Raw genomic sequence first — 18,452 nt, 5'->3', positions numbered from 1 at the left:
CGGTTTCTCCTAACGCTTACGGAAGCTCAGGGCTTCAAGAAGGTGCTCTTGCAAGATCAATTCACTTTGCTCCAAATCAGCAATAGAGCGTGCAATGCGCAGTACTTTGTGAATACTTCTTTGACTCAGCCCCAAACGGCTTTGTGCCATTTCTAAACTCTCATTGGCTTTTGCTTCGAGGGTACAAAAACGCATGGTGTTATGCTCATCTAGCTTGCCATTGAGCTCATTTTGTCCACGTTTTTTTTGCATCATGAAGGCTTTTAAGACTTGCTCAAACATCTCATGAGAACTCAGTCCTTGCTCTTTCGAACTCTCTTCACTCATTTGGATATAAAGATCAATTCTATCCAGAATCGGCTCGGAAATGCGGTTTTTATAGCGATTGATCTCTACTTCACTACAGCGGCACTCATGGGTTTGACTGAAGAGATTGCCACAGGGGCAAGGATTTTGAGCGGCAGCAAACAGAAATTTAGTTGCGTAGCTCACTTTAGTATTAACACGTGAGATAAGGACGCGATGATCTTCTAAAGGTTCTCGAAGGCTTTCTAAAACCGTTTTAGAAAAGTTGGGAAATTCGTCGAAAAATAAAATGCCATTGTGGGCGAGGGCAATTTCACCCGCACGACTTTGCGAACTACCACCGCCAAAGATGGATGGACGCGAAGAGGTGTGATGGGGAGACCTAAACGGGCGCAGAGGGCTGAGTTCAACATCCTCTTCTTGGAGTGATTGATATGCATTTGACTCTAGTATTTCCTCAATGCTTTGAGGTGGCAAAATGTAGCGAAGTCGTTTAATGCTCATACTTTTGCCACACCCTGGACTTCCTTCCATCAAAAGGTTGTGCATGCCCGCCGCCGCAATCACCATCGCACGTTTGGCTCGGTGTTGACCTAGAACATCGCTAAAATCAAGGGGAAACTGCGTGGCATAAAAATAGCTTTTTGATCCAATTTCTAAGTGATTTTCGCAAAAACTTTGGTGGGGAATTTGTACTTCTGTGTTAAATCGTTTTTCTTTGAAAAAAAGTAGCGCTTCACTCAGCGTTTCAACTCCAAAAGCCTCAATATTGGGGATTTGTTGCACTTTGTTCAGTAGCTCGTTAGGAACAAGGACACGAAGATTGGGTGTATGGGTTGCTAAGGAGAGAATAATAGGAAATATAGAGTTGGTTTTCTTGATTTTACCATCAAGCCCCAGCTCACCAAAGATGAAAAAATCTTTACATGTAAAGCGTTCTTTTTGTATGGCAATCAGCAGGGCCGTGACCAAATCAAAGTGGCTTCCTTCTTTTTTAAGATCAGAAGGGGAGAGGTTAATCGTGATTTTTTGAGCAGGAAATTGAAAATCGATGCTTGCAAGAGCAGATTTTACGCGCTCGCGCGACTCTTGGATGGAAATGTCGGTAATCCCCACAATATTAAATCCAGGGAGTGCCCGCACTAAAGTTGACTCAACATCGACCTCATAGGCTTTATTGCCATATAAGGTTGCACATTTGGCATGCTTGACCTTAGATAATGCAATAGCCTCTTCCACAATTATTTACCTGCTTTTTGCTTTTTTTTCCACTCTTTTTCGAATTTTTTACGTTTGAGATAAGAGAGTTTCTCAATGAAGAGGCGACCTTTGAGATGATCCATCTCATGTTGAACAGCAATGGACATAAGATCTGTAAACTCTGCTTCACATCGGTTGCCATGTCGATCATAGTAGGCTATTTTGATATGTTCGGCACGTTCAATTTCATCGTAATAGCCAGGTACGCTCAGACAACCCTCTTGGTAGATAGTGCTACCATCTTTTTCAAGAATGACAGGGTTGATGATTTCGTAGAGAGTTTCTCTTTTTTGCACACCTTCTTCATCGACAAGATTAATCACCAATACGTTCAGTGGCACAGCGACTTGAATAGCAGCAAGTCCAATACCTTCTTTTATTACCATGGTCTCATACATGTCGTCTAAAAGGGCATGGAGTTGTGCATCAAAGTGTACGACGTCTTTTGAAGACTCTCGTAAAAGCTTATGGGGATAAACTAATACTTCTAAAATCATTGTTCCTCGCTTGGAAGAGATGGCGCACAAACGATATAAGGGACAAGCCTTTTTCCTGTATGTGGTAATTCTTCAAGGGTTGCAGCAATAAACTCTTCGGCATTATGATCTGTATCGAGTGCAACAATAGAGAGTTCAATATCGGTCTCTACCTCTCCTGTCCCTACAAAAAAGCTTGTTTGGTACACCAATTCACTGATGCGATCGCATGCTTTTTTAGCACTAACAATATCTGTATGCTTTAAAATCATTGCAAAAACACCATCGCCAAAATGAGCAACAATATCACTTCTACGGGATGTTTTGAGCAGTAATTTTGCGATATTGCGCACAACGGTGTCTTTGTCTTTTTTATTAATGACTTTTTCCAAGGAGCTCTCTTTAACGCGGGCAAGCACTAAAGAACTTGAATGAGCATAATTTTTAATCAGTTTAATCTCATCTTGAAGTGTTTTTAAAAGATAACGCCTATTGTAAACACCATACTTCACATCAAAAATAGATTGGTTATCAACCTCTTGCAAAATGGTTGTCGTCTTTTGATAATAATCTTTTAAAAGATCAATTTGTTTAGTCGTTAAGCCAAACATTTTATTAAGATCTTCACTCAGTGAAGAGATAATATTTTGAATAGAGAGAGGATTAGCGTTGGTCTCTAATTGTGAAGTTCTTTTTTTAATGATCTCTTGCATGACATTGAGGTTTCGATAGACGGTTGAGACCACTTGCATAATGTTTTTAATTTGCGAAAATCCCTCTTTGACCTCACGTTCAATGCGTGCATGATTTTCATCATTATTGGTACTTTCTAATTCTAAAAAGTCATTAATACGTTTTTTCAATGAGGCAGGTTTGCTTTCTAAAAGTTTGTCGAAATAGATTTGAAAATTAGTGGGTGTTGGAGGGATGCTTTCATCTCCCAACACCTTTAACACTAAGGCGGCAAATTTTTCAAGCTCAACATTGGAAGCTTGCGTTACAATAGGCTCTTTGAGAGGCGGTGGAGGTGGAGTTGGTTCGACGACATCATCTTTTGCATCGATACTATAAACTCCTGTTTTTCCTTTTTCTTTATTAAAACGAACCATTGCTTGCCTTCTTTGATAGGTTATTTAAAACTTTTATCCAATACTTTATCAATCAAACCGTATTCACAGGACTCTGCCGCACTCATGAAAAAGTCTCTCTCTGTATCTTTAATGATTTTAGGAAGTTTTTGTGAACAGTTTTTTGCCAAAATTTCATTCAAGACTTGTTTCATTCTTAAAATCTCTTTAGCTTGAATTTCAATATCTGTTGCCTGTCCTTGAGCACCACCTAGTGGTTGGTGAATCATAATACGTGCATTAGGAAGCGCATAACGCTTACCTTTGGCTCCAGAACTGAGTAAAAATGCTCCCATTGATGCTGCTTGTCCAATACAAATCGTGCTAATATCGGGTCTAACATAGTTCATCGTATCGTAGATACTAAAACCACTGGTAATAACGCCACCTGGGGAGTTGATGTAAAGATAGATATCTTTTTCAGGATCTTCCGCTTCAAGGAAAAGTAGTTGCGCTACAATCGAAGAAGCAACAACATCATTAATTTCACCGCTGAGCATAATGATACGATCTTTTAAAAGGCGAGAGTAGATATCGTAACTTCTCTCACCACGACCAGTTTTTTCTATAACAACAGGAACATAGTAGCTCATTATTTACCTTTTGTAAAAAGCTTTGTGAAGAGTCTCTCTTCAATAATAGACATTTTAATCGCTGGAAGAACACCTTGTTTCTCATAATATTCTAAGTATTCTTTTGGATTTGCACCTTGTTGCATTGCTTCAAAGTAGATCATTTGAAGCACTTCTTGATCACTCACATTGATACTTTCTTGCTTTGCTAACTCATCAACAATGAAAGTGAGTTTAACACTTTTTTCTGACTCTGCTCTAAACTCTTCTCTTTTTTCTTTAATTTTTTCTGGGTTAGTAGAATATTCTTTAATTTCATCTTCACTGAGTTTACCAAAAACGCTTCTCATTTGTAGGTCAATCTCTTGATCAACAATATTCTCAGGAAGGTCGAATGTGATTTTCTCTAAAACATTTTCAACAAACTTAGGTTTAACATCTTCATTGAAAAGTTTTGCTAATTTCTCATTGCGGATTTCATCTTCGATTTGACCTTCTAGTGTTTCAAGTGTTGGATTTTCAACACCTGGAAGCAATTTTTTGATCATCTCTTCATTTGGAGTTTCCGGAATATCTTTGACTTTAATCTCTTTAACGGTGACTTTAAATACCGTTGGTTTTCCTGCAAGGTCTTTATTGCCGTATGTTTCTGGGAATGTTACTTCGATATCTTTGCTTTTACTGCTGACTTTGAGTCCGATAATGCCATCTTCAAAACCAGGGATAAATGAACCACTTCCAATTTCAAGTGTATATCCTTCTGCTTTGCCACCTTCAAATGCGACGCCATCGATAAAGCCTTCAAAATCAATCACAACAAAATCACCTGATTTAACAGCACGTTTTTCTTCGACCGTTTTAAGCTCTGCAACAAGAGCTAATGTTTTATCCAATCGCTCACTAATCTCTTTTTTGGTTACTTTTGGAGTTTTGTACTCAGGCACACACTCTTTGTATCCTTCAACAACAATCGTTGGTTTAAATGAAAGTTTCATAACAAGCTCTAGCCCGCCATCTTTCTCTTCAAATTTTGAGAAACTTGGCTCGCCAACGACAAGGTCAGCTTTGATGTCAAGCTCAGTCAATGCTTTAGTGAAAAGCTCTCTCAGTGCTTCTGTTTGTGCATCTTCTTTGAGTTGTTTGCCGTAGCGTGCTTTAACGATATGTGCAGGAACTTTTCCTTTTCTAAAACCATCAACTTTCATATTTGAAGCCGCAGATGCAATCATCTTTTCTTCTTTTTTTTGTAATAGCGCGGGTGAAATGGTTGCCTCAACTGCAGCATTAGCACTATTTGTACGGTTAACTTTAATTTGCATAAAATCCCTTTTCGATATAAAATTTTGCTCAAATATAGCAAAAATTTGCTTTTAAGTCGCTTTTTATCCATTAAAAAGCAAAATGGAGATAAAATATCTCGTCTTAATTTTAACAGAAGTGAATCAAAATGCAACGAAGAGAAGAGTTTGAACAAGCCGTCAAAACGATGCTTGAAATTATTGGGGAAAATACCCAGCGTGAGGGACTTTTAAAAACACCAGAGCGTGTGTTTAAAGCGTATGAATATATGACGCAAGGCTATGCCCAAAGCCCAAATGAAGTTCTCGGCGAAGCACTTTTTAAGAGCGACAATAATCAAATGGTATTGATTAAAGATATAGAGTTTTATTCGATGTGTGAACATCACCTTTTACCGATTATTGGACGAGCTCATGTTGCCTACATTCCTGATGGAAAAGTTGTTGGACTTTCTAAAATTCCTCGTATGGTGGATATTTTTGCACGCCGTCTTCAAATTCAAGAACAACTGACCGAACAAATTGCTAAAGCGATCGATGATGTGATTGCTCCCAAAGGGGTAGGTGTCGTTATTCAAGCGCGCCATATGTGTATGGAGATGCGAGGCGTTGAAAAAACACACTCCAACACTACAACCTCCGCACTTCGTGGACTCTTTCTTAAAGCAGACACGAGAAAAGAGTTTTTTGATATTATCAACGCACCACAGGCTAATCGTTACTAATGCCATTAGCTCGCCTTAAAGAAAAACTTCACGGCAAAAGCCTCTCTCCCATGTTTGGCACGATCACCAAAATTAGCTCCACGACCATTGAGGCGTGTGGACTTAGACCGAGTATTGGTGACATTGTTAAAATTGCCTCCTTAGATGGTAAAAAAAGTGAGCTTGGAATGGTCACTGAAGTCGATCGAAACTCCTTTTTTATCTCACCTTTTGGTTTTATTGAAGGGTTTAAAACAGGCGATAAAGTGTTTATTAGCGAGCAAGGCATGATGATCCCCGTAGGAGAAGAGTTACTTGGACGCGTGGTTGACCCTTTTATTCGCCCAAAAGACGGCAAAGGAACAATAGGTGCAAAGTCTATGGCACCTATTATGAAAGCTCCATTGGATCCTATGAAAAGAGGGTTAATTAATGAGCCGTTTCGTGTGGGGGTAAAAACCATTGATGGTCTTTTGACGTGTGGCAAGGGTCAGAAAATGGGTATTTTTGCAGGAAGTGGTGTGGGTAAGTCCACACTCATGGGTATGATCGTTCGTGGTGCGGAAGCCTCAATTAAAGTGGTGGCACTCATAGGGGAACGTGGACGTGAGGTTCCTGAGTTTATTGAAAAAAACTTGGGGGGTAATCTTGAAAATACCGTAATCGTTGTTGCCACCAGTGATGATTCTCCTTTGATGCGAAAATACGGTGCGTTTAGTGCGATGAGCATTGCCGAGTATTTCAAAAATCAAGGAAGAGATGTTTTGTTTATGATGGATTCTGTGACACGGTTTGCGATGGCACAGCGTGAAATTGGTCTTGCTTTAGGCGAACCTCCAACGTCTAAAGGGTATCCGCCATCTGTTTTGGCACTTTTGCCACAACTCATGGAGCGAGCGGGAAAAGAAGAGGGGAAAGGTTCGATTACAGCGTTCTTTACCGTATTGGTTGAGGGTGATGACCTCAGTGATCCGATTGCGGATCAATCCAGAAGTATTTTGGATGGGCATATTGTGCTCAGTCGCGAATTGACAGATTATGGTATTTACCCGCCGATTAGCATTCAAAACAGTGCATCAAGGGTTATGGGTGATGTCATTGATGGCGAGCATAAAAAAGCAGCAATGCGTTTTAAACGGCTTAATTCCATTTTAAAAGAGAACGAAGTTCTCATTCGTATCGGTGCATACGAAAAAGGGAACGATAAAGAGTTAGATATGGCAATTAATAAAAAAGAGAAAATGAATGGCTTTTTGCAACAAGCTCCAGAAGAGGTTTTTGAGTTTGAAGCAACGGTTGCTGAGTTAAAACAGATCATTGCCTAAATTTCTTTAGTATTTTTTAATATAGAAAGTAATAGTATTCAAAAATTAATTAGGATAAACTTTATCCTATATAGAAATGGAGAGAGAAGACAATGAGAGTCTATTTAGATAATAACGCGACAACCATAGTTGATCCTAAAGTTTTTGCAGAGATGGTTCCTTATTTTTGCCAGATGTATGGTAACCCAAATTCTTTGCACCAATTTGGTAGTGAGAGTCATCCTGCACTTCGCAAAGCGATGGATCAGCTTTATGCGGGCATTAATGCAAGTGACGATGATGATATCGTCGTGACATCCTGTGCCACTGAAAGCAATAACTGGGTGATTAAAAGTATCTATAACGACTATATTTTGAATGGTGATAAAGACCATATCATTACCAGCGAAGTCGAACATCCCGCTGTGGGCGCTTCCTGTAAATTTTTAGAAACGCTTGGTGTTAAAGTCACCTATTTACCTGTTGATACCAATGGTGTTATCAATGTGGAAGACCTTAAAAATGCTATTACTGATAAAACAGCACTTGTTTCTATTATGTGGGCAAACAATGAAACCGGTATGATTTTCCCTATTGAAGAAATTGGTGCGATTTGTAAAGAAAGAGGTGTACTTTTTCATACCGATGCTGTTCAAGCCGTTGGTAAAATTCCTGTGGATGTAAAAAAAGCCAATGTTGATTTTCTTAGTTTTTCTGCACATAAATTCCACGGACCTAAAGGTATTGGTGGGCTTTATATTCGAGGGGGACAACAACTGACTCCTTTCTTTCATGGTGGAGAGCACATGGGCGGACGTCGTAGTGGTACGCTCAATGTTCCAAGCATCGTAGGCATGGGAAAAGCGATGGAACTTGCTGTTGAAAGCCTTGATTTTGAAAAAAATAATGTCCGACGCCTTCGCGATAAACTTGAAGATGCCATTGCGCTTATACCCGAAACGTTAGTGATTGGTACTAAAGAGCAAAGAGTTCCTAATACCATTTTAGTTAGCGTCAAAGGTATTGAAGGTGAAGCGATGTTATGGGATTTAAATAAAAGTGGCATTGCTGCTAGTACAGGAAGTGCGTGTGCAAGTGAAGCCTTAGAGTCTAATCCTGTTATGGAAGCTATTGGAGCAGAGGCTGATTTGGCTCATACGGCATTAAGACTCTCTCTTTCACGTTTTACAACGGAGGAAGAGATAGACTATACAATAGAAGTTTTAAACAATGCAGTAACACGCCTTCGTGCTATTTCAAGCACATATGCATACGCGCCATCATGGCACGTTAGTAAATTATAATTCAATAACGATAGAGGATAAAAAAATGGCAAAAAATAGTTTGATTGGCGGCTCCATCTGGGAGGAATACAGCCAAAAAGTACAAGATTTGATGAACCATCCACAAAATATGGGTGAGTTGACCGAAGAAGATGCAAAAAATATGGGTGGTAAGCTCATCATTGCTGATTTTGGTGCAGAGAGTTGTGGCGATGCCGTAAGACTTTACTGGATCGTTGATGAAGCAACCGAAATTATCAAGGCAGCTAAATTTAAAAGCTTTGGCTGTGGTACTGCGATCGCAAGCTCAGACACCATGGCAGAACTTTGTATCGGTAAAACGGTTTCTGAAGCGGTTAAAATTACCAATATTGATGTTGAACATGCAATGCGTGATACACCTGATGTTCCTGCGGTTCCACCTCAAAAAATGCACTGCTCCGTTATGGCATACGATGTTATCAAAGCAGCAGCAGCTTCGTATAAAGGCGTAGATGCCGCTTCATTTGAAGATGACATCATTGTGTGTGAATGTGCACGTGTGAGCCTTGGAACGATCAAAGAAGTGATTAAAATCAATGACCTTAAAACCGTTGAAGAGATTACCAACTACACCAAAGCAGGCGCGTTTTGTAAATCGTGTATCAAACCAGGCGGCCATGAGGCAAGAGAGCATTATTTGGTTGATATTTTAAGAGACACCAGAGCGGAGATGGAACATGACCATCTATTGGCTATCTCCAACTCCAAAATCGAAGGTAGCAATACGGTCGACTTTGATGATCTAACCATCGTTAAAAAATTCCAAGCGATTGAATCCATTATTGATGAAAACATTCGTCCAATGCTCGTTATGGATGGTGGTAACCTTGAAATCCTCGACATTAAAGAGGGTGATGGTGGCATCAGTGATGTTTATATCCGTTATCTTGGCGCATGTAGTGGCTGTGCAAGTAGCTCTACAGGCACGCTTTTTGCGATCGAAGCTGTCCTACAAGAGAAATTAAGTAAAAATATACGAATATTACCTGTCTGAAAAGACTTCAAAGAAGAGTCCCCCACTCTTCTTTGAAATTCTTACATGTAATAAGGAAAAGATGTGGCAAAAGTCGAATTTTTAGGACCTCTTGGTCGCCCCAGTATTGAAGTGGATATCTCAAATCTCAGTGAACTTAAAACCTTTTTTAAAGACGATAAAGAACTTCAAGATTGGCTTGCCATCTGTGCAGTTGCGCTAAACGATACGCTCGTTTGCGACCTCAATATCCCCCTCTCCAAAGACGACAAAATCTCACTTTTACCTCCTGTTTGCGGAGGTTGATCTATGTTAGAACTTCACAATGGATCTTTACATGTAAACACTATTTTGGCAGATTGGTACGCCAAAATTAGCGATAAAAACTATGGTGCGTTCATTCCTTTTGTTGGTATTGTTCGTGATGAAGATGGTATCGAGGGATTGAGTTTTGATATTTACGAACCCATCTTAAACAGTTGGTTTAACGCGTGGCAGGAAAAAGCTAAAGTGCAAAATGCCTACCTTCTTATGGCACACTCGCGTGGTGATGTTCCTAACCATACTTCCAGTTATATCGCAGCGGTTGTTTCCCCTAAACGAAAGGTAGCTCTTAAGATGATCAATGATTTTGTCGAAGATTTTAAAGCCAATGCTCCGATTTGGAAGTATGATTTGGTGGATGGAAAGCGTGTGTATGCCAAAGAGCGTTCCCATGTGCTCAGTGGAGCAGGTCTCTTAAAGGCGGATGCATGAGTCACTCATTTCCTCCTTTTGATGAGACGCTTAAGGCGCTTGAAAATTCTATTCAAACCGAAATTGGCATTGAAAATATTTTTATAGGCGATGCTCTGGGTCGTTTTCTTGCCGTTGATATCGTAGCTCCTGAAAACAATCCAACCCATGCCACTTCTTCGATGGATGGGTATGCCATCCGTTTTAGCGACCAACAACTAGGCTCTCTTATTATTAGTGATTTCATACCTGCGGGGACTGAAACGCATGGTATCGTACACAAAGGGGAATGTGTCAAAACCTTTACAGGTACGTTGATGAGCGAAGGCAGTGATACACTTATTCCCATCGAAAATGTGGACGTAAAAGAGGGTAAGATTCACATTACCTCCGCTGTTTCCAAAGGCTTTGCGGTTCGTCCTGTGGGAGAGAACTATAAAGCGGGTGAGGTGCTCATCAAAAAAGGCACGAAGATCGGTTTTGCGGAGATTGGTGTGATGGCAGAAGTGGGTATGGTTCAAGTTGAGGTCTTTATGAAGCCTCGCATTGCCATTCTTTCCACGGGCAATGAAATCTTGGACTTTGGCGAGCCTAAAACTTCTTATGCACAGATTCGCAGTTCAAACCACGTCACGGTTGAGAGCATCTTGCGCCAACTCGGCTGCGAAACCATGCGTTTTAAGCTCATTAAAGATGATCGTGATGTCATTGAGCAACAACTTCGTCAAGCCCTGATGTGGAGTGACATCGTCATTACCACAGGTGGTGGAAGTGTTGGGGATTTTGACTACTTGCAGAGCATTCTTACCGATATGAAAATCGAAAACATCATTGATGGGTCGTACATGAAACCAGGTCGTCACATTCGTGTCGTCAAAACCGGTCACAAGTACATCTACGCGCTCCCAGGCTTTCCGTACAGCGCATCAGTCTGTACCTTTTTGTTCATCGCTCCCTTGCTTCGCAAACTGCGTGCACAAACCTTTGCCTTACCAACGATTAAAGCCTTTATGGGCGAACTCTATAAAAAGCGCTCCAAATTTGTGGAATTTACCGCTTGTAATCTTCGCTTTACTGAGGGTCAGCTCATCGTTGACTTGCACGGTAAAAAAGAAGGCAGTAGCGCCATTCTCAACAATCTTTTAGACAATCCCGTTCTTCTTCGTGTCGAAAAAGATGTTCAAAAAATTGAAAAAGGTGAGATGGTTGACGTGGTATTGCTAGACTTGTAAGAGTCTGGCAATACCCAAAAACTTCGTTTTAGTCTTTACATGTAAAGAGATAACTTCTACGTTCTGAAAGGTTTTTATGAATAATACCCTCTTTGACAAAACCATCACCTGCCCTTATTGTTGGGAGAGTTTTTCGATTTATATTGAACCTAGTAGCGAAGTAGGGGAGAGTTATATTGAAGACTGTTATGTCTGCTGTCGTCCCATTGAAATTTACGTCGCATCGAAGAGTGATGATTTTATAGAGATTCGAGTTAGCCGTATCGAAGGCAATGAGTTTTAAGCTAAAGCCTTTACATGTAAACGTTAAAAGCCAAGCCTTTTTATCTTTGGAGATACATCATGAAACGATTTTTTTATCCACTGCTGATTTTAATTCTAGGCTGTGCGTCTCTTTTTGCGCAACAAACATTCACCGATAAGGCCAATACAACACATACGGATATTCCCGATTCCATTAACCGTATCGCCGATGCGTGGCCTGCGCATAATGCGATTGTCACGATGCTAGGAGCTGGCGATAAAATCGTAGCAACCATCGTCACAGAGCAGATGTGCCCATGGCTTTACAAGATCAACCCACACATGCGTCAAGCAGCCGTTGTTTTTAGTAACAATACCGTTGCGATGAGCTCCATCGAAGAGTTGTTGAAAGCCAAACCAGATGTTGTTTTTACCTTTGTGGGCAATAAAAATATCGGGGTCTTTCGAAACCTTGGTGTGCCAATTATCGAGCTTTCACTTGTGGATTTTCCTTCTTTAAAAGAGTGTGTTTTGATGACGGGCAAAATTTTGGGCAAAGCCGCACGAACAAAAGCGGAGGCATACGCACTTTATTTAGATCAAGTCACACAAAAGATTGATGAGAGGCTCAAAGATGTTCCCGCTCAGCAACGACCTAAAGTGTTGCATATGAGCAATATTAGTACCTCGTTTGTGGTGGATGGCTCAGGTTCAATGATGGACTCTTGGATTCGACTCGCCGGAGGTATTAACGTCGCCAGTGAACTTCAAGGCCCCAGTAAAACTGTCTCAGCCGAGCAAATCATCGCATGGAATCCCGATATTGTCATCATCGGCTCTACCTCAAGCGAGATTCAAGCGAGCGATTTCCTCAACAACCCGATGTTCAAAAATATTTCCGCAACCCAAGCCAAACGAGTCTACATTAACCCCAAAGGGATGTTCTTTTGGGACAGATACAGCGCCGAAGCCATTTTGCAAGTCCAATGGGCAGCACAGATTTTTTACCCTGAAAAATTTAAAGAGTTTGACATCGAACAAGAGACTATTGCTTTTTACACACGCTTTTTTGACTATCCGTTGAGTAAAGAAGAGGCAAAAATGATTCTAAAAGGGATTCCCCCTAAAGAATAAAATGGGTTTATGAAGTAAGGTTTTGTTTTACATGTAAAGCTTTAAAATCTCTTTATATCTCTTGCCAAAACCTATAATATCATGGCGTTCCACTAAACTCTTTTGCATGTAAGATGCTTTAATGGAACACCCAATTTTAAGCTAATCGTATCAAAATAGCCCTATCCAACTCCAATAGGTATAAACCATAACCGTACAAAATACCGCACCAAAGAGACTCATAATCGCACCGACTTTAATCAATTCGCTTGAGGTGATCTCTTCCGTTGCGAGACCGATGATGTTCGGGAGATTGGAGACGGGGAGTAGGTATTGGTGAAGCATATTCATACTGACTAAAATGACAAATGCTGTGACTTGCATGCCAGCATTGGCGGGAAGCGCTGCAACCGCAATGGCATGAGCAATAACCACGGGCGTCAATGCGGTTGTTTTAGGCCCCGCACCTGTGAATAAAACTTGAAGGGCAAGCATCAGCCAGATAAAAATAACGACTTGCAGTTTGACATCGAGGCTGAGCAACGGATGAAAAAATGTACTCGCAAGCCATGCGGCTGCACCCGTTTTAACGAGCAATGAACCCATAGACAAACCAGCTCCATACACAATAAAAACATTCCAAGGAACTTTTTTCTCAGCTTCTTTCCATGTCATAACTTGCGTAGGAACGGGGGCGATCATCGCGGCAACGGCAAGCATAGCAACAAGGGTCGCATTGAGACCGTGCAGTTTATCGGTTGCCCACAGCAGTAGTGTTGCGATGAAAATGACAAAAGCATAAATCTCTTTTGAACTCATTTTCCCCATGTCGCTTAATTGTTGATTCATCACATCGCGACCAGCGGATATATCTTCAATATCGGGTGGAAACATCTTAATGATGATATAGGTTGCAATCAAGCCCATGAGTAAAGCGGGTGGCATGCCGATTTTAAACCACTCCATCCAGCTGACATCAACGCCTGTTGCATTTTTGATAAGGCTAACGGAAATGGGGTTTGCGGCGTGGGAGGTCATAATGCCCATGCAGTACATCGTTCCTGCGATAGTGACAATATAAATCAACCCTTTTACGAGGGTACTTTGCCCTTTTTCTGCACCAAATGCCAAACCCATCGAGGTGATAATCGGCAAAACCAAAAGGGTTTTTGCTGCAAGAGAAGGAATAAAAAAGGTCATAATCAGCGTCACTAAGGAGATTGCCCAATACAAATTGATAGCCGATTTTCCAATCTTACTCACGATGATAAGAGCAAGTCTTTTAGAAAGTCCTGTGTCACCCATACACGCCGCCATAATCATACCTAAAACAACAATCCAAACGCCCGTAGAAGAATAGCCGATCAGTGCTTCTCCAATTTTTCCTGCCCCAAAAAGCACTAAAAAAGCAATGATTAAAAAACCGCTCTGTGCATCATCTAGGGCTTGCGAAATCCAGACGATGATAGCAAAGATACCAACACCAAGCGCGACTTTCCCTTTAAAATTTAATCCCGGCATCTCAGGTGTGAGATAAATCATGGAAAGCATAGCGACTAACGCCAAAACAATAAAAATCATCTTCTTCGTATTAAACATATAACCTCCTGGTATACACTTTAGATGTCAGATGAAAGAAATAAAAAAAATTACTTATAGTAAAGATTAAAAATATTAAATTTGGTTCTTGAAGTAGGATAAGATAAGAAACCTTAAATTTTAGGAATGAAAAAAAGTTATATTCTAGGGGACTTTAGGTGAAATTTGTAGATTTTCTAAGGGGAAAAAGATTGGAGCTAAACTTTTAACCTTTGCGGCGCTCTTTTTAAAAATATGCGCAATTTTGAGAGGTAAATTCTTTACATGTAAAGAAAAAAGCATCCGTTAAAAGTTTAGGATTTTTGAGTCGACTTATCTTCTGTAATGATCAAAACGATCATAATGTCGATGAGGTCCGTAATGGTAAAAGCCATGTCCCATGGCATCGTATAAAAGACCATAAAAGAGGACGGTACCTGCCACATCTACGACATCATACACGGGACCTCTGTCAATGATTCGTTCTCTAATAATAACAGGTCGATCGTACGTGACGACTCTATCTTCAACCATAACAGTCGTTGTTTGTATAGGGGAACCTTCTACGATGACGTGTGAAGAAGGAGGCATAGGTGAAACTCTTTCAACTCTGTAGATAGTTTGGTCTGCCGTGTTGTCATACACAACCGTGCCACTTGGTAAGATATAACCTGCACCAAAAAGTGATGGTGTGATCAACGAAAATATGCCTAGCGTCATAATAAAACTTTTGCTGATGTAAAGGTTGTTTAGTTTTGATTTAGTAGGGTACAACATTGTTGAAGCTCCAAAATTCATATTTTAAAACTATTTGGATCTATTATAAGTCTCTTCAGTTAACGATTTGTAAATTATCGGTACATACGGCATCATTTTGTGCCATCAATCTTCTTTACATGTAAAAACGAAACCTCTTTATGTCTTTTGCCATTAAACGAAAAAATCGTTTGAAGATTGATCTTTTTTCCGCCTTTTAAAACTAAAAACTCTTCATAATCGATCATCCTTAATTCTGTAACAACACCTTTAAGTGTAGTGCTTTGTTCCTTTTCCAGATAGACAATGGTGGAAGGAATTTTACGTTCTATGGCGACCATGAGTTGATCGTAAAATTCGCAGGAGATGGGTGTGTTCATAAGTGACTTCTTTGTGTGTGGATTTACGATGCGATGGCTAAAAAGCCAAGGTAGACAAAAATATACCGAGCGAATTTTGAAAATCCCACGATGATAATAAACTTCCACCACTCATAACGAACAACGCCTGCAACAAACGTGAGTGGATCGCCGATGATGGGAAGCCAAGAAAAGAGCAAGCTCCAAGCACCGTATTTTTCAAAAAGAGACGAGGCTTTTCGGAGGTGTTTTTCGCTCATATAGTTTTTGCGAAGTGCAAAGTCTGTGGCGTATTTTCCAAGCAGATAGTTGACAAATGCGCCTAAGGTATTGCCCAGCGTTGCGATGAGAAGCAAAAAAAAAGGGTTTAAATGAAGGCTAAGAAGATAAACAAAAAGCGCTTCGCTTCCACCCGGTAGTAGCGTGGCAGATGCGAAACTTGTTAGAAAAAGAGAGAGATAACTCACTGATTAGGAAATGACCGCTAAAATCGTCTCTTTGTCAGTGAGGTTGGCATCGTATTTGACGACCAAGATTTTCTCACTTTCGTTGCGATACCACTCAACAATGCCCTTAAGCCCTTTGAGGTGTTCTACACGTGAAATATCAAATTCACCATAAGGCAAGTAGATGTTTTTATTATGGCTTGGATTTTTAAGGCTAGCGATCAAAAAGAGCCAGAGAATACAGATGATGAAGATTACCCACGCAATCTCCATAATGCCAAAGTGTTGCAAGAAATAACCACCAAACACACCACCCACAAATGTTCCACCGTAACCAAACGTATTAAAGACACCCAGAGCCGCACCTTTTTGGTGAACTTTAGCGTATTTGCTTGCCATGGATTGCATGAGCGGTTCATGCATATTAAAGCCGATAAAGAAGATAACCACACCTACGATGAACCATGGAGCTTTGTGCGCATAACCCATCATGACGTAGCTGATCGCAAAAAGGGCTACACCGATCATGAGCATCTCTTTGGCTTTATGTTTTTTCTCTCCTAAAATGGCAGAAGGTCCCATCGCAAGCACACCACAAAGCATTGCAGGCAGATATACCATCCACAGCTCTTTTTTGGCAAAACCGAACTCTTGCACCATGATGATAGGAATGACCATAAAGGCAAGCGTCATCATCCCTTTTTGAAGCATGTTGGTGATGTTCATTTTCATGAGGTTCTTGTCTTTGAGAATATGTCTCAGTTGCGTCTCATCAGCACCATAGTTGTGAATAATTTTGGGAGGGTTAGGCACTTTGGTGTAAAGCACGATCATCGCAAAACAGAGAGGGCAGCGGTGATAAAAAAAGAGCTTATCGACACCGTAATAACCACCAATGACAGAACCTAACATCATGGAAATCGCAAAACTGGCAGCAATACAGCCACCCATAATCGCCATGGCATGTCCGCGTACCTCTTCTTTGACCATGTCGCTGATCATTGCCGTTCCTACAGCGCCAATGGCTGCTGCACCTTGCAAGAAACGACCCATCATCAGTCCATAAATCGTCGTGCTATACGCACACACGAGCGAGCCGACGAGAAAAACAACCAGTCCAATAAAAATAGTAATTTTACGTCCAATTTTGTCTGATAAAATGCCAAAAGGAATTTGCAGAAACATTTGCGTGAGTGCGTATCCACCGATGGTAATACCCACTAAAAATTCGTTTGAGCCTTCGAGATGAAGTGCGTAAACGGAGAGGACGGGAAGGACGATGAAGAGACCTAAGAAACGGAGTGAAATAATAAGGCTAAGGGGAAAAATAGTTTTAAACATGGGTGCAAAAATTCCTCAAGATTAATTAAGGACAATTTTACCCTTGTTAAACTTTGAAAATTCTATAGATTATTTTGGGTGAATTTGGAGCAAGGTTGTTTTATGTTATAATTTTTTGATACATTTTTGAGTCGGATACGCCCGAAATAGCTTATACCAGACTCAACAAGTTAAAAAAATGATGAGATACCTTTAAGGGTAAGCTCTTTTAATGGATTGTGATGCGATATAGTCTCCCCCTTTTGATCTGTCTGCTGTTTGTGTTGAGCGGTTGTGCTCCAAAATCTGCTCCTACGCCTCAAGATGAAGCGTTTGTCACCTCTGTAAAAGCTCAAAATGAACGCTTTAATGCACTCGCTGAGCATGAGAACTTTGATGAACTTCTTTCGCTTTTTCGCCAAAATTGCGCCGCACCGCTGAGCAAAAAAGCGTATCCGAATGTTTGTGAACAAGCGTTACATGTAAAAGATGCCAGAGCCTTTTTTCAAAACTCATTTGAGCTTAAAAAGATTCAGCCTAATGATCAACGCTCGATGCTGACGGGGTATTACGAGCCCTTATTGCATGGCAGTATGAAAAAAAGTGCACGCTTTAAATATCCTGTGTATGCAAAACCCAAAGATTTGGTCGCAATTGTGGGAGAACACGACAAAAAAATGCGTGGACGCTCCGTGAAAGGCAAAATGCTTCCGTACTATACCCGTGCAGAGATTGAAAAGCATAAAATCAATGCCGAAGTGCTCTGTTATGTGGACGATAAAATCGATCTTTTCTTTATGGAAGTGCAAGGTTCTGGCAGGGTTGAATTTGAAGATGGTAAAGTCGTCTTTATAGGCTATGCGGACTCCAATGGGCATCCGTACAAATCACTCGGTCGAGAGATGTTCAATCGTGGCATTTTTACCAACCTCGAAGATATCTCTTTACAGAGTATCAAAGCGTGGCTAGTAGCGCATCCTAACCAAATTGACGCGATGCTCAATACCAATCCAAGCTATGTGTTCTTTCGCAAAATGGAACAACGTGCTACGGGAAGTTTAGGACTGGTTTTAACGCCTGAACGCTCCGTTGCAGTAGATCGCAGTTATATTCCTCTAGGCTCTCTTTTAGCGGTCAAGAGCGAATCGCCTAACTACAAAGTCGATAAATTTGTCTTTGCGCAAGACACGGGTGGTGCCATTAAAGGGCCCAATCGGGCTGATATGTTTATGGGCTATGGCGAGAGGGCACAGTGGATAGCAGGCGAGCTCAAAGCACCGCTGGAAGTCTGGATAATGCAACCGAAGTTTTAAACAAAAAGTAGG

Annotated in this window: 20 protein-coding genes; 10 read left to right on the top strand and 10 right to left on the bottom strand. The window is 40.8% G+C overall.

The features are described 5' to 3' along the window. Positions 1 to 9: 9 nt before the first annotated feature. Genes Sdiek1_RS13600 through tig form a run of 5 tightly spaced genes read right to left on the bottom strand, consistent with a single transcriptional unit; the run spans position 10 to position 5,060 of the window. On the bottom strand, positions 10 to 1,545 hold the full coding sequence (locus tag Sdiek1_RS13600; RefSeq protein WP_087439598.1) for a YifB family Mg chelatase-like AAA ATPase: 1,536 nt from the start codon (positions 1,543 to 1,545) through the stop codon (positions 10 to 12). A 2-nt stretch (positions 1,546 to 1,547) separates the two neighbouring features. Further along, positions 1,548 to 2,063 carry a peptide deformylase gene (gene def / locus Sdiek1_RS13595; protein ID WP_087439597.1) on the bottom strand — a complete coding sequence of 172 codons (516 nt, stop codon included), beginning with the start codon at positions 2,061 to 2,063 and terminating at the stop codon, positions 1,548 to 1,550. Next, positions 2,060 to 3,151, bottom strand: coding sequence for a GGDEF domain-containing protein (locus Sdiek1_RS13590; protein WP_087439596.1), 1,092 nt, complete (start codon positions 3,149 to 3,151; stop codon positions 2,060 to 2,062). Before Sdiek1_RS13590 ends, def begins: the two co-directional genes overlap by 4 nt. Positions 3,152 to 3,171: 20 nt before the next feature. After that, positions 3,172 to 3,762 carry an ATP-dependent Clp endopeptidase proteolytic subunit ClpP gene (gene clpP / locus Sdiek1_RS13585; protein ID WP_087439595.1) on the bottom strand — a complete coding sequence of 197 codons (591 nt, stop codon included), beginning with the start codon at positions 3,760 to 3,762 and terminating at the stop codon, positions 3,172 to 3,174. Beyond that, the gene (tig, locus tag Sdiek1_RS13580; protein ID WP_087439594.1) at positions 3,762 to 5,060 is read right to left on the bottom strand and encodes a trigger factor; all 1,299 of its coding nucleotides are present in this window, start codon (positions 5,058 to 5,060) and stop codon (positions 3,762 to 3,764) included. Before tig ends, clpP begins: the two co-directional genes overlap by 1 nt. Before the next feature lie 128 nt (positions 5,061 to 5,188). On the opposite strand from tig, the gene folE reads away from it, so the two are divergent. From folE to Sdiek1_RS13535, 9 genes are all read left to right on the top strand, one after another. Further along, the gene (folE, locus tag Sdiek1_RS13575) at positions 5,189 to 5,764 is read left to right on the top strand and encodes a GTP cyclohydrolase I FolE (protein ID WP_087439593.1); all 576 of its coding nucleotides are present in this window, start codon (positions 5,189 to 5,191) and stop codon (positions 5,762 to 5,764) included. Further along, positions 5,764 to 7,068 carry a flagellar protein export ATPase FliI gene (gene fliI / locus Sdiek1_RS13570; protein ID WP_087439592.1) on the top strand — a complete coding sequence of 435 codons (1,305 nt, stop codon included), beginning with the start codon at positions 5,764 to 5,766 and terminating at the stop codon, positions 7,066 to 7,068. The genes folE and fliI overlap by 1 nt, the downstream gene beginning before the upstream one ends. A 92-nt stretch (positions 7,069 to 7,160) precedes the next feature. Next, positions 7,161 to 8,351, top strand: a complete 1,191-nt coding sequence (locus Sdiek1_RS13565) for a NifS family cysteine desulfurase (protein ID WP_087439591.1) — start codon at positions 7,161 to 7,163, stop codon at positions 8,349 to 8,351. Between the two features lie 25 nt (positions 8,352 to 8,376). After that, positions 8,377 to 9,366 carry an iron-sulfur cluster assembly scaffold protein gene (locus tag Sdiek1_RS13560; protein WP_087439590.1) on the top strand — a complete coding sequence of 330 codons (990 nt, stop codon included), beginning with the start codon at positions 8,377 to 8,379 and terminating at the stop codon, positions 9,364 to 9,366. Between the two features lie 63 nt (positions 9,367 to 9,429). Next, on the top strand, positions 9,430 to 9,651 hold the full coding sequence (locus Sdiek1_RS13555; protein ID WP_087439589.1) for a MoaD/ThiS family protein: 222 nt from the start codon (positions 9,430 to 9,432) through the stop codon (positions 9,649 to 9,651). Between the two features lie 3 nt (positions 9,652 to 9,654). Further along, complete coding sequence (locus tag Sdiek1_RS13550; protein WP_087439588.1) at positions 9,655 to 10,101, top strand: molybdopterin synthase catalytic subunit; 447 nt, start codon at positions 9,655 to 9,657, stop codon at positions 10,099 to 10,101. After that, entirely contained in the window at positions 10,098 to 11,312 is a 1,215-nt protein-coding gene (locus Sdiek1_RS13545; protein ID WP_087439587.1) for a molybdopterin molybdotransferase MoeA, read from the top strand. Before Sdiek1_RS13550 ends, Sdiek1_RS13545 begins: the two co-directional genes overlap by 4 nt. Before the next feature lie 76 nt (positions 11,313 to 11,388). After that, entirely contained in the window at positions 11,389 to 11,595 is a 207-nt protein-coding gene (locus tag Sdiek1_RS13540; RefSeq protein ID WP_087439586.1) for a CPXCG motif-containing cysteine-rich protein, read from the top strand. 59 nt (positions 11,596 to 11,654) lie between these two features. Continuing rightward, a complete protein-coding gene (locus tag Sdiek1_RS13535) occupies positions 11,655 to 12,689 on the top strand; it encodes an ABC transporter substrate-binding protein (protein ID WP_087439585.1) in 1,035 nt (344 codons plus the stop codon). Positions 12,690 to 12,839: 150 nt separating this feature from the next. On the opposite strand, the gene Sdiek1_RS13530 is transcribed toward Sdiek1_RS13535, so the two are convergent. From Sdiek1_RS13530 to Sdiek1_RS13510, 5 genes are all read right to left on the bottom strand, one after another. Continuing rightward, positions 12,840 to 14,267 carry an SLC13 family permease gene (locus Sdiek1_RS13530; protein ID WP_087439584.1) on the bottom strand — a complete coding sequence of 476 codons (1,428 nt, stop codon included), beginning with the start codon at positions 14,265 to 14,267 and terminating at the stop codon, positions 12,840 to 12,842. Positions 14,268 to 14,579: 312 nt separating this feature from the next. Further along, positions 14,580 to 14,966 carry a hypothetical protein gene (locus tag Sdiek1_RS13525; protein WP_151897993.1) on the bottom strand — a complete coding sequence of 129 codons (387 nt, stop codon included), beginning with the start codon at positions 14,964 to 14,966 and terminating at the stop codon, positions 14,580 to 14,582. Positions 14,967 to 15,115: 149 nt separating this feature from the next. Continuing rightward, positions 15,116 to 15,382, bottom strand: a complete 267-nt coding sequence (locus Sdiek1_RS13520; protein ID WP_087439582.1) for a transcriptional antiterminator Rof — start codon at positions 15,380 to 15,382, stop codon at positions 15,116 to 15,118. A gap of 23 nt (positions 15,383 to 15,405) precedes the next feature. Continuing rightward, on the bottom strand, positions 15,406 to 15,828 hold the full coding sequence (locus Sdiek1_RS13515) for a YqaA family protein (RefSeq protein ID WP_087439581.1): 423 nt from the start codon (positions 15,826 to 15,828) through the stop codon (positions 15,406 to 15,408). A 3-nt stretch (positions 15,829 to 15,831) separates the two neighbouring features. Further along, positions 15,832 to 17,148 (bottom strand): MFS transporter, encoded by a 1,317-nt coding sequence (locus Sdiek1_RS13510; protein WP_087439580.1) that lies wholly within the window; start codon positions 17,146 to 17,148, stop codon positions 15,832 to 15,834. A gap of 221 nt (positions 17,149 to 17,369) precedes the next feature. On the opposite strand from Sdiek1_RS13510, the gene mltA reads away from it, so the two are divergent. Beyond that, complete coding sequence (mltA, locus tag Sdiek1_RS13505) at positions 17,370 to 18,440, top strand: murein transglycosylase A (RefSeq protein WP_087439579.1); 1,071 nt, start codon at positions 17,370 to 17,372, stop codon at positions 18,438 to 18,440. The last annotated feature ends 12 nt before the right edge of the window (positions 18,441 to 18,452 follow it).

It is taken from the genome of Sulfurospirillum diekertiae, from assembly GCF_002162315.1.
In the GTDB taxonomy this organism is placed as follows: Bacteria; Campylobacterota; Campylobacteria; order Campylobacterales; family Sulfurospirillaceae; genus Sulfurospirillum.
The sequence above is the reverse complement of the archived record's forward strand: the minus strand, read 5'-3'. Positions and strand labels throughout refer to the sequence as shown.

Excerpts from the sequence above, each read along its gene's own strand:
- def (WP_087439597.1), bottom strand. The coding sequence starts at position 2,063 with ATGATTTTAGAAGTATTAGTTTATCCCCATAAGCTTTTACGAGAGTCT.
- Sdiek1_RS13590 (WP_087439596.1), bottom strand. The coding sequence starts at position 3,151 with ATGGTTCGTTTTAATAAAGAAAAAGGAAAAACAGGAGTTTATAGTATC.
- clpP (WP_087439595.1), bottom strand. The coding sequence starts at position 3,762 with ATGAGCTACTATGTTCCTGTTGTTATAGAAAAAACTGGTCGTGGTGAG.
- tig (WP_087439594.1), bottom strand. The coding sequence starts at position 5,060 with ATGCAAATTAAAGTTAACCGTACAAATAGTGCTAATGCTGCAGTTGAG.
- folE (WP_087439593.1), top strand. The coding sequence starts at position 5,189 with ATGCAACGAAGAGAAGAGTTTGAACAAGCCGTCAAAACGATGCTTGAA.
- fliI (WP_087439592.1), top strand. The coding sequence starts at position 5,764 with ATGCCATTAGCTCGCCTTAAAGAAAAACTTCACGGCAAAAGCCTCTCT.
- Sdiek1_RS13565 (WP_087439591.1), top strand. The coding sequence starts at position 7,161 with ATGAGAGTCTATTTAGATAATAACGCGACAACCATAGTTGATCCTAAA.
- Sdiek1_RS13560 (WP_087439590.1), top strand. The coding sequence starts at position 8,377 with ATGGCAAAAAATAGTTTGATTGGCGGCTCCATCTGGGAGGAATACAGC.
- Sdiek1_RS13550 (WP_087439588.1), top strand. The coding sequence starts at position 9,655 with ATGTTAGAACTTCACAATGGATCTTTACATGTAAACACTATTTTGGCA.
- Sdiek1_RS13545 (WP_087439587.1), top strand. The coding sequence starts at position 10,098 with ATGAGTCACTCATTTCCTCCTTTTGATGAGACGCTTAAGGCGCTTGAA.
- Sdiek1_RS13540 (WP_087439586.1), top strand. The coding sequence starts at position 11,389 with ATGAATAATACCCTCTTTGACAAAACCATCACCTGCCCTTATTGTTGG.
- Sdiek1_RS13535 (WP_087439585.1), top strand. The coding sequence starts at position 11,655 with ATGAAACGATTTTTTTATCCACTGCTGATTTTAATTCTAGGCTGTGCG.
- Sdiek1_RS13530 (WP_087439584.1), bottom strand. The coding sequence starts at position 14,267 with ATGTTTAATACGAAGAAGATGATTTTTATTGTTTTGGCGTTAGTCGCT.
- Sdiek1_RS13525 (WP_151897993.1), bottom strand. The coding sequence starts at position 14,966 with ATGACGCTAGGCATATTTTCGTTGATCACACCATCACTTTTTGGTGCA.
- Sdiek1_RS13520 (WP_087439582.1), bottom strand. The coding sequence starts at position 15,382 with ATGAACACACCCATCTCCTGCGAATTTTACGATCAACTCATGGTCGCC.
- Sdiek1_RS13510 (WP_087439580.1), bottom strand. The coding sequence starts at position 17,148 with ATGTTTAAAACTATTTTTCCCCTTAGCCTTATTATTTCACTCCGTTTC.
- mltA (WP_087439579.1), top strand. The coding sequence starts at position 17,370 with ATGCGATATAGTCTCCCCCTTTTGATCTGTCTGCTGTTTGTGTTGAGC.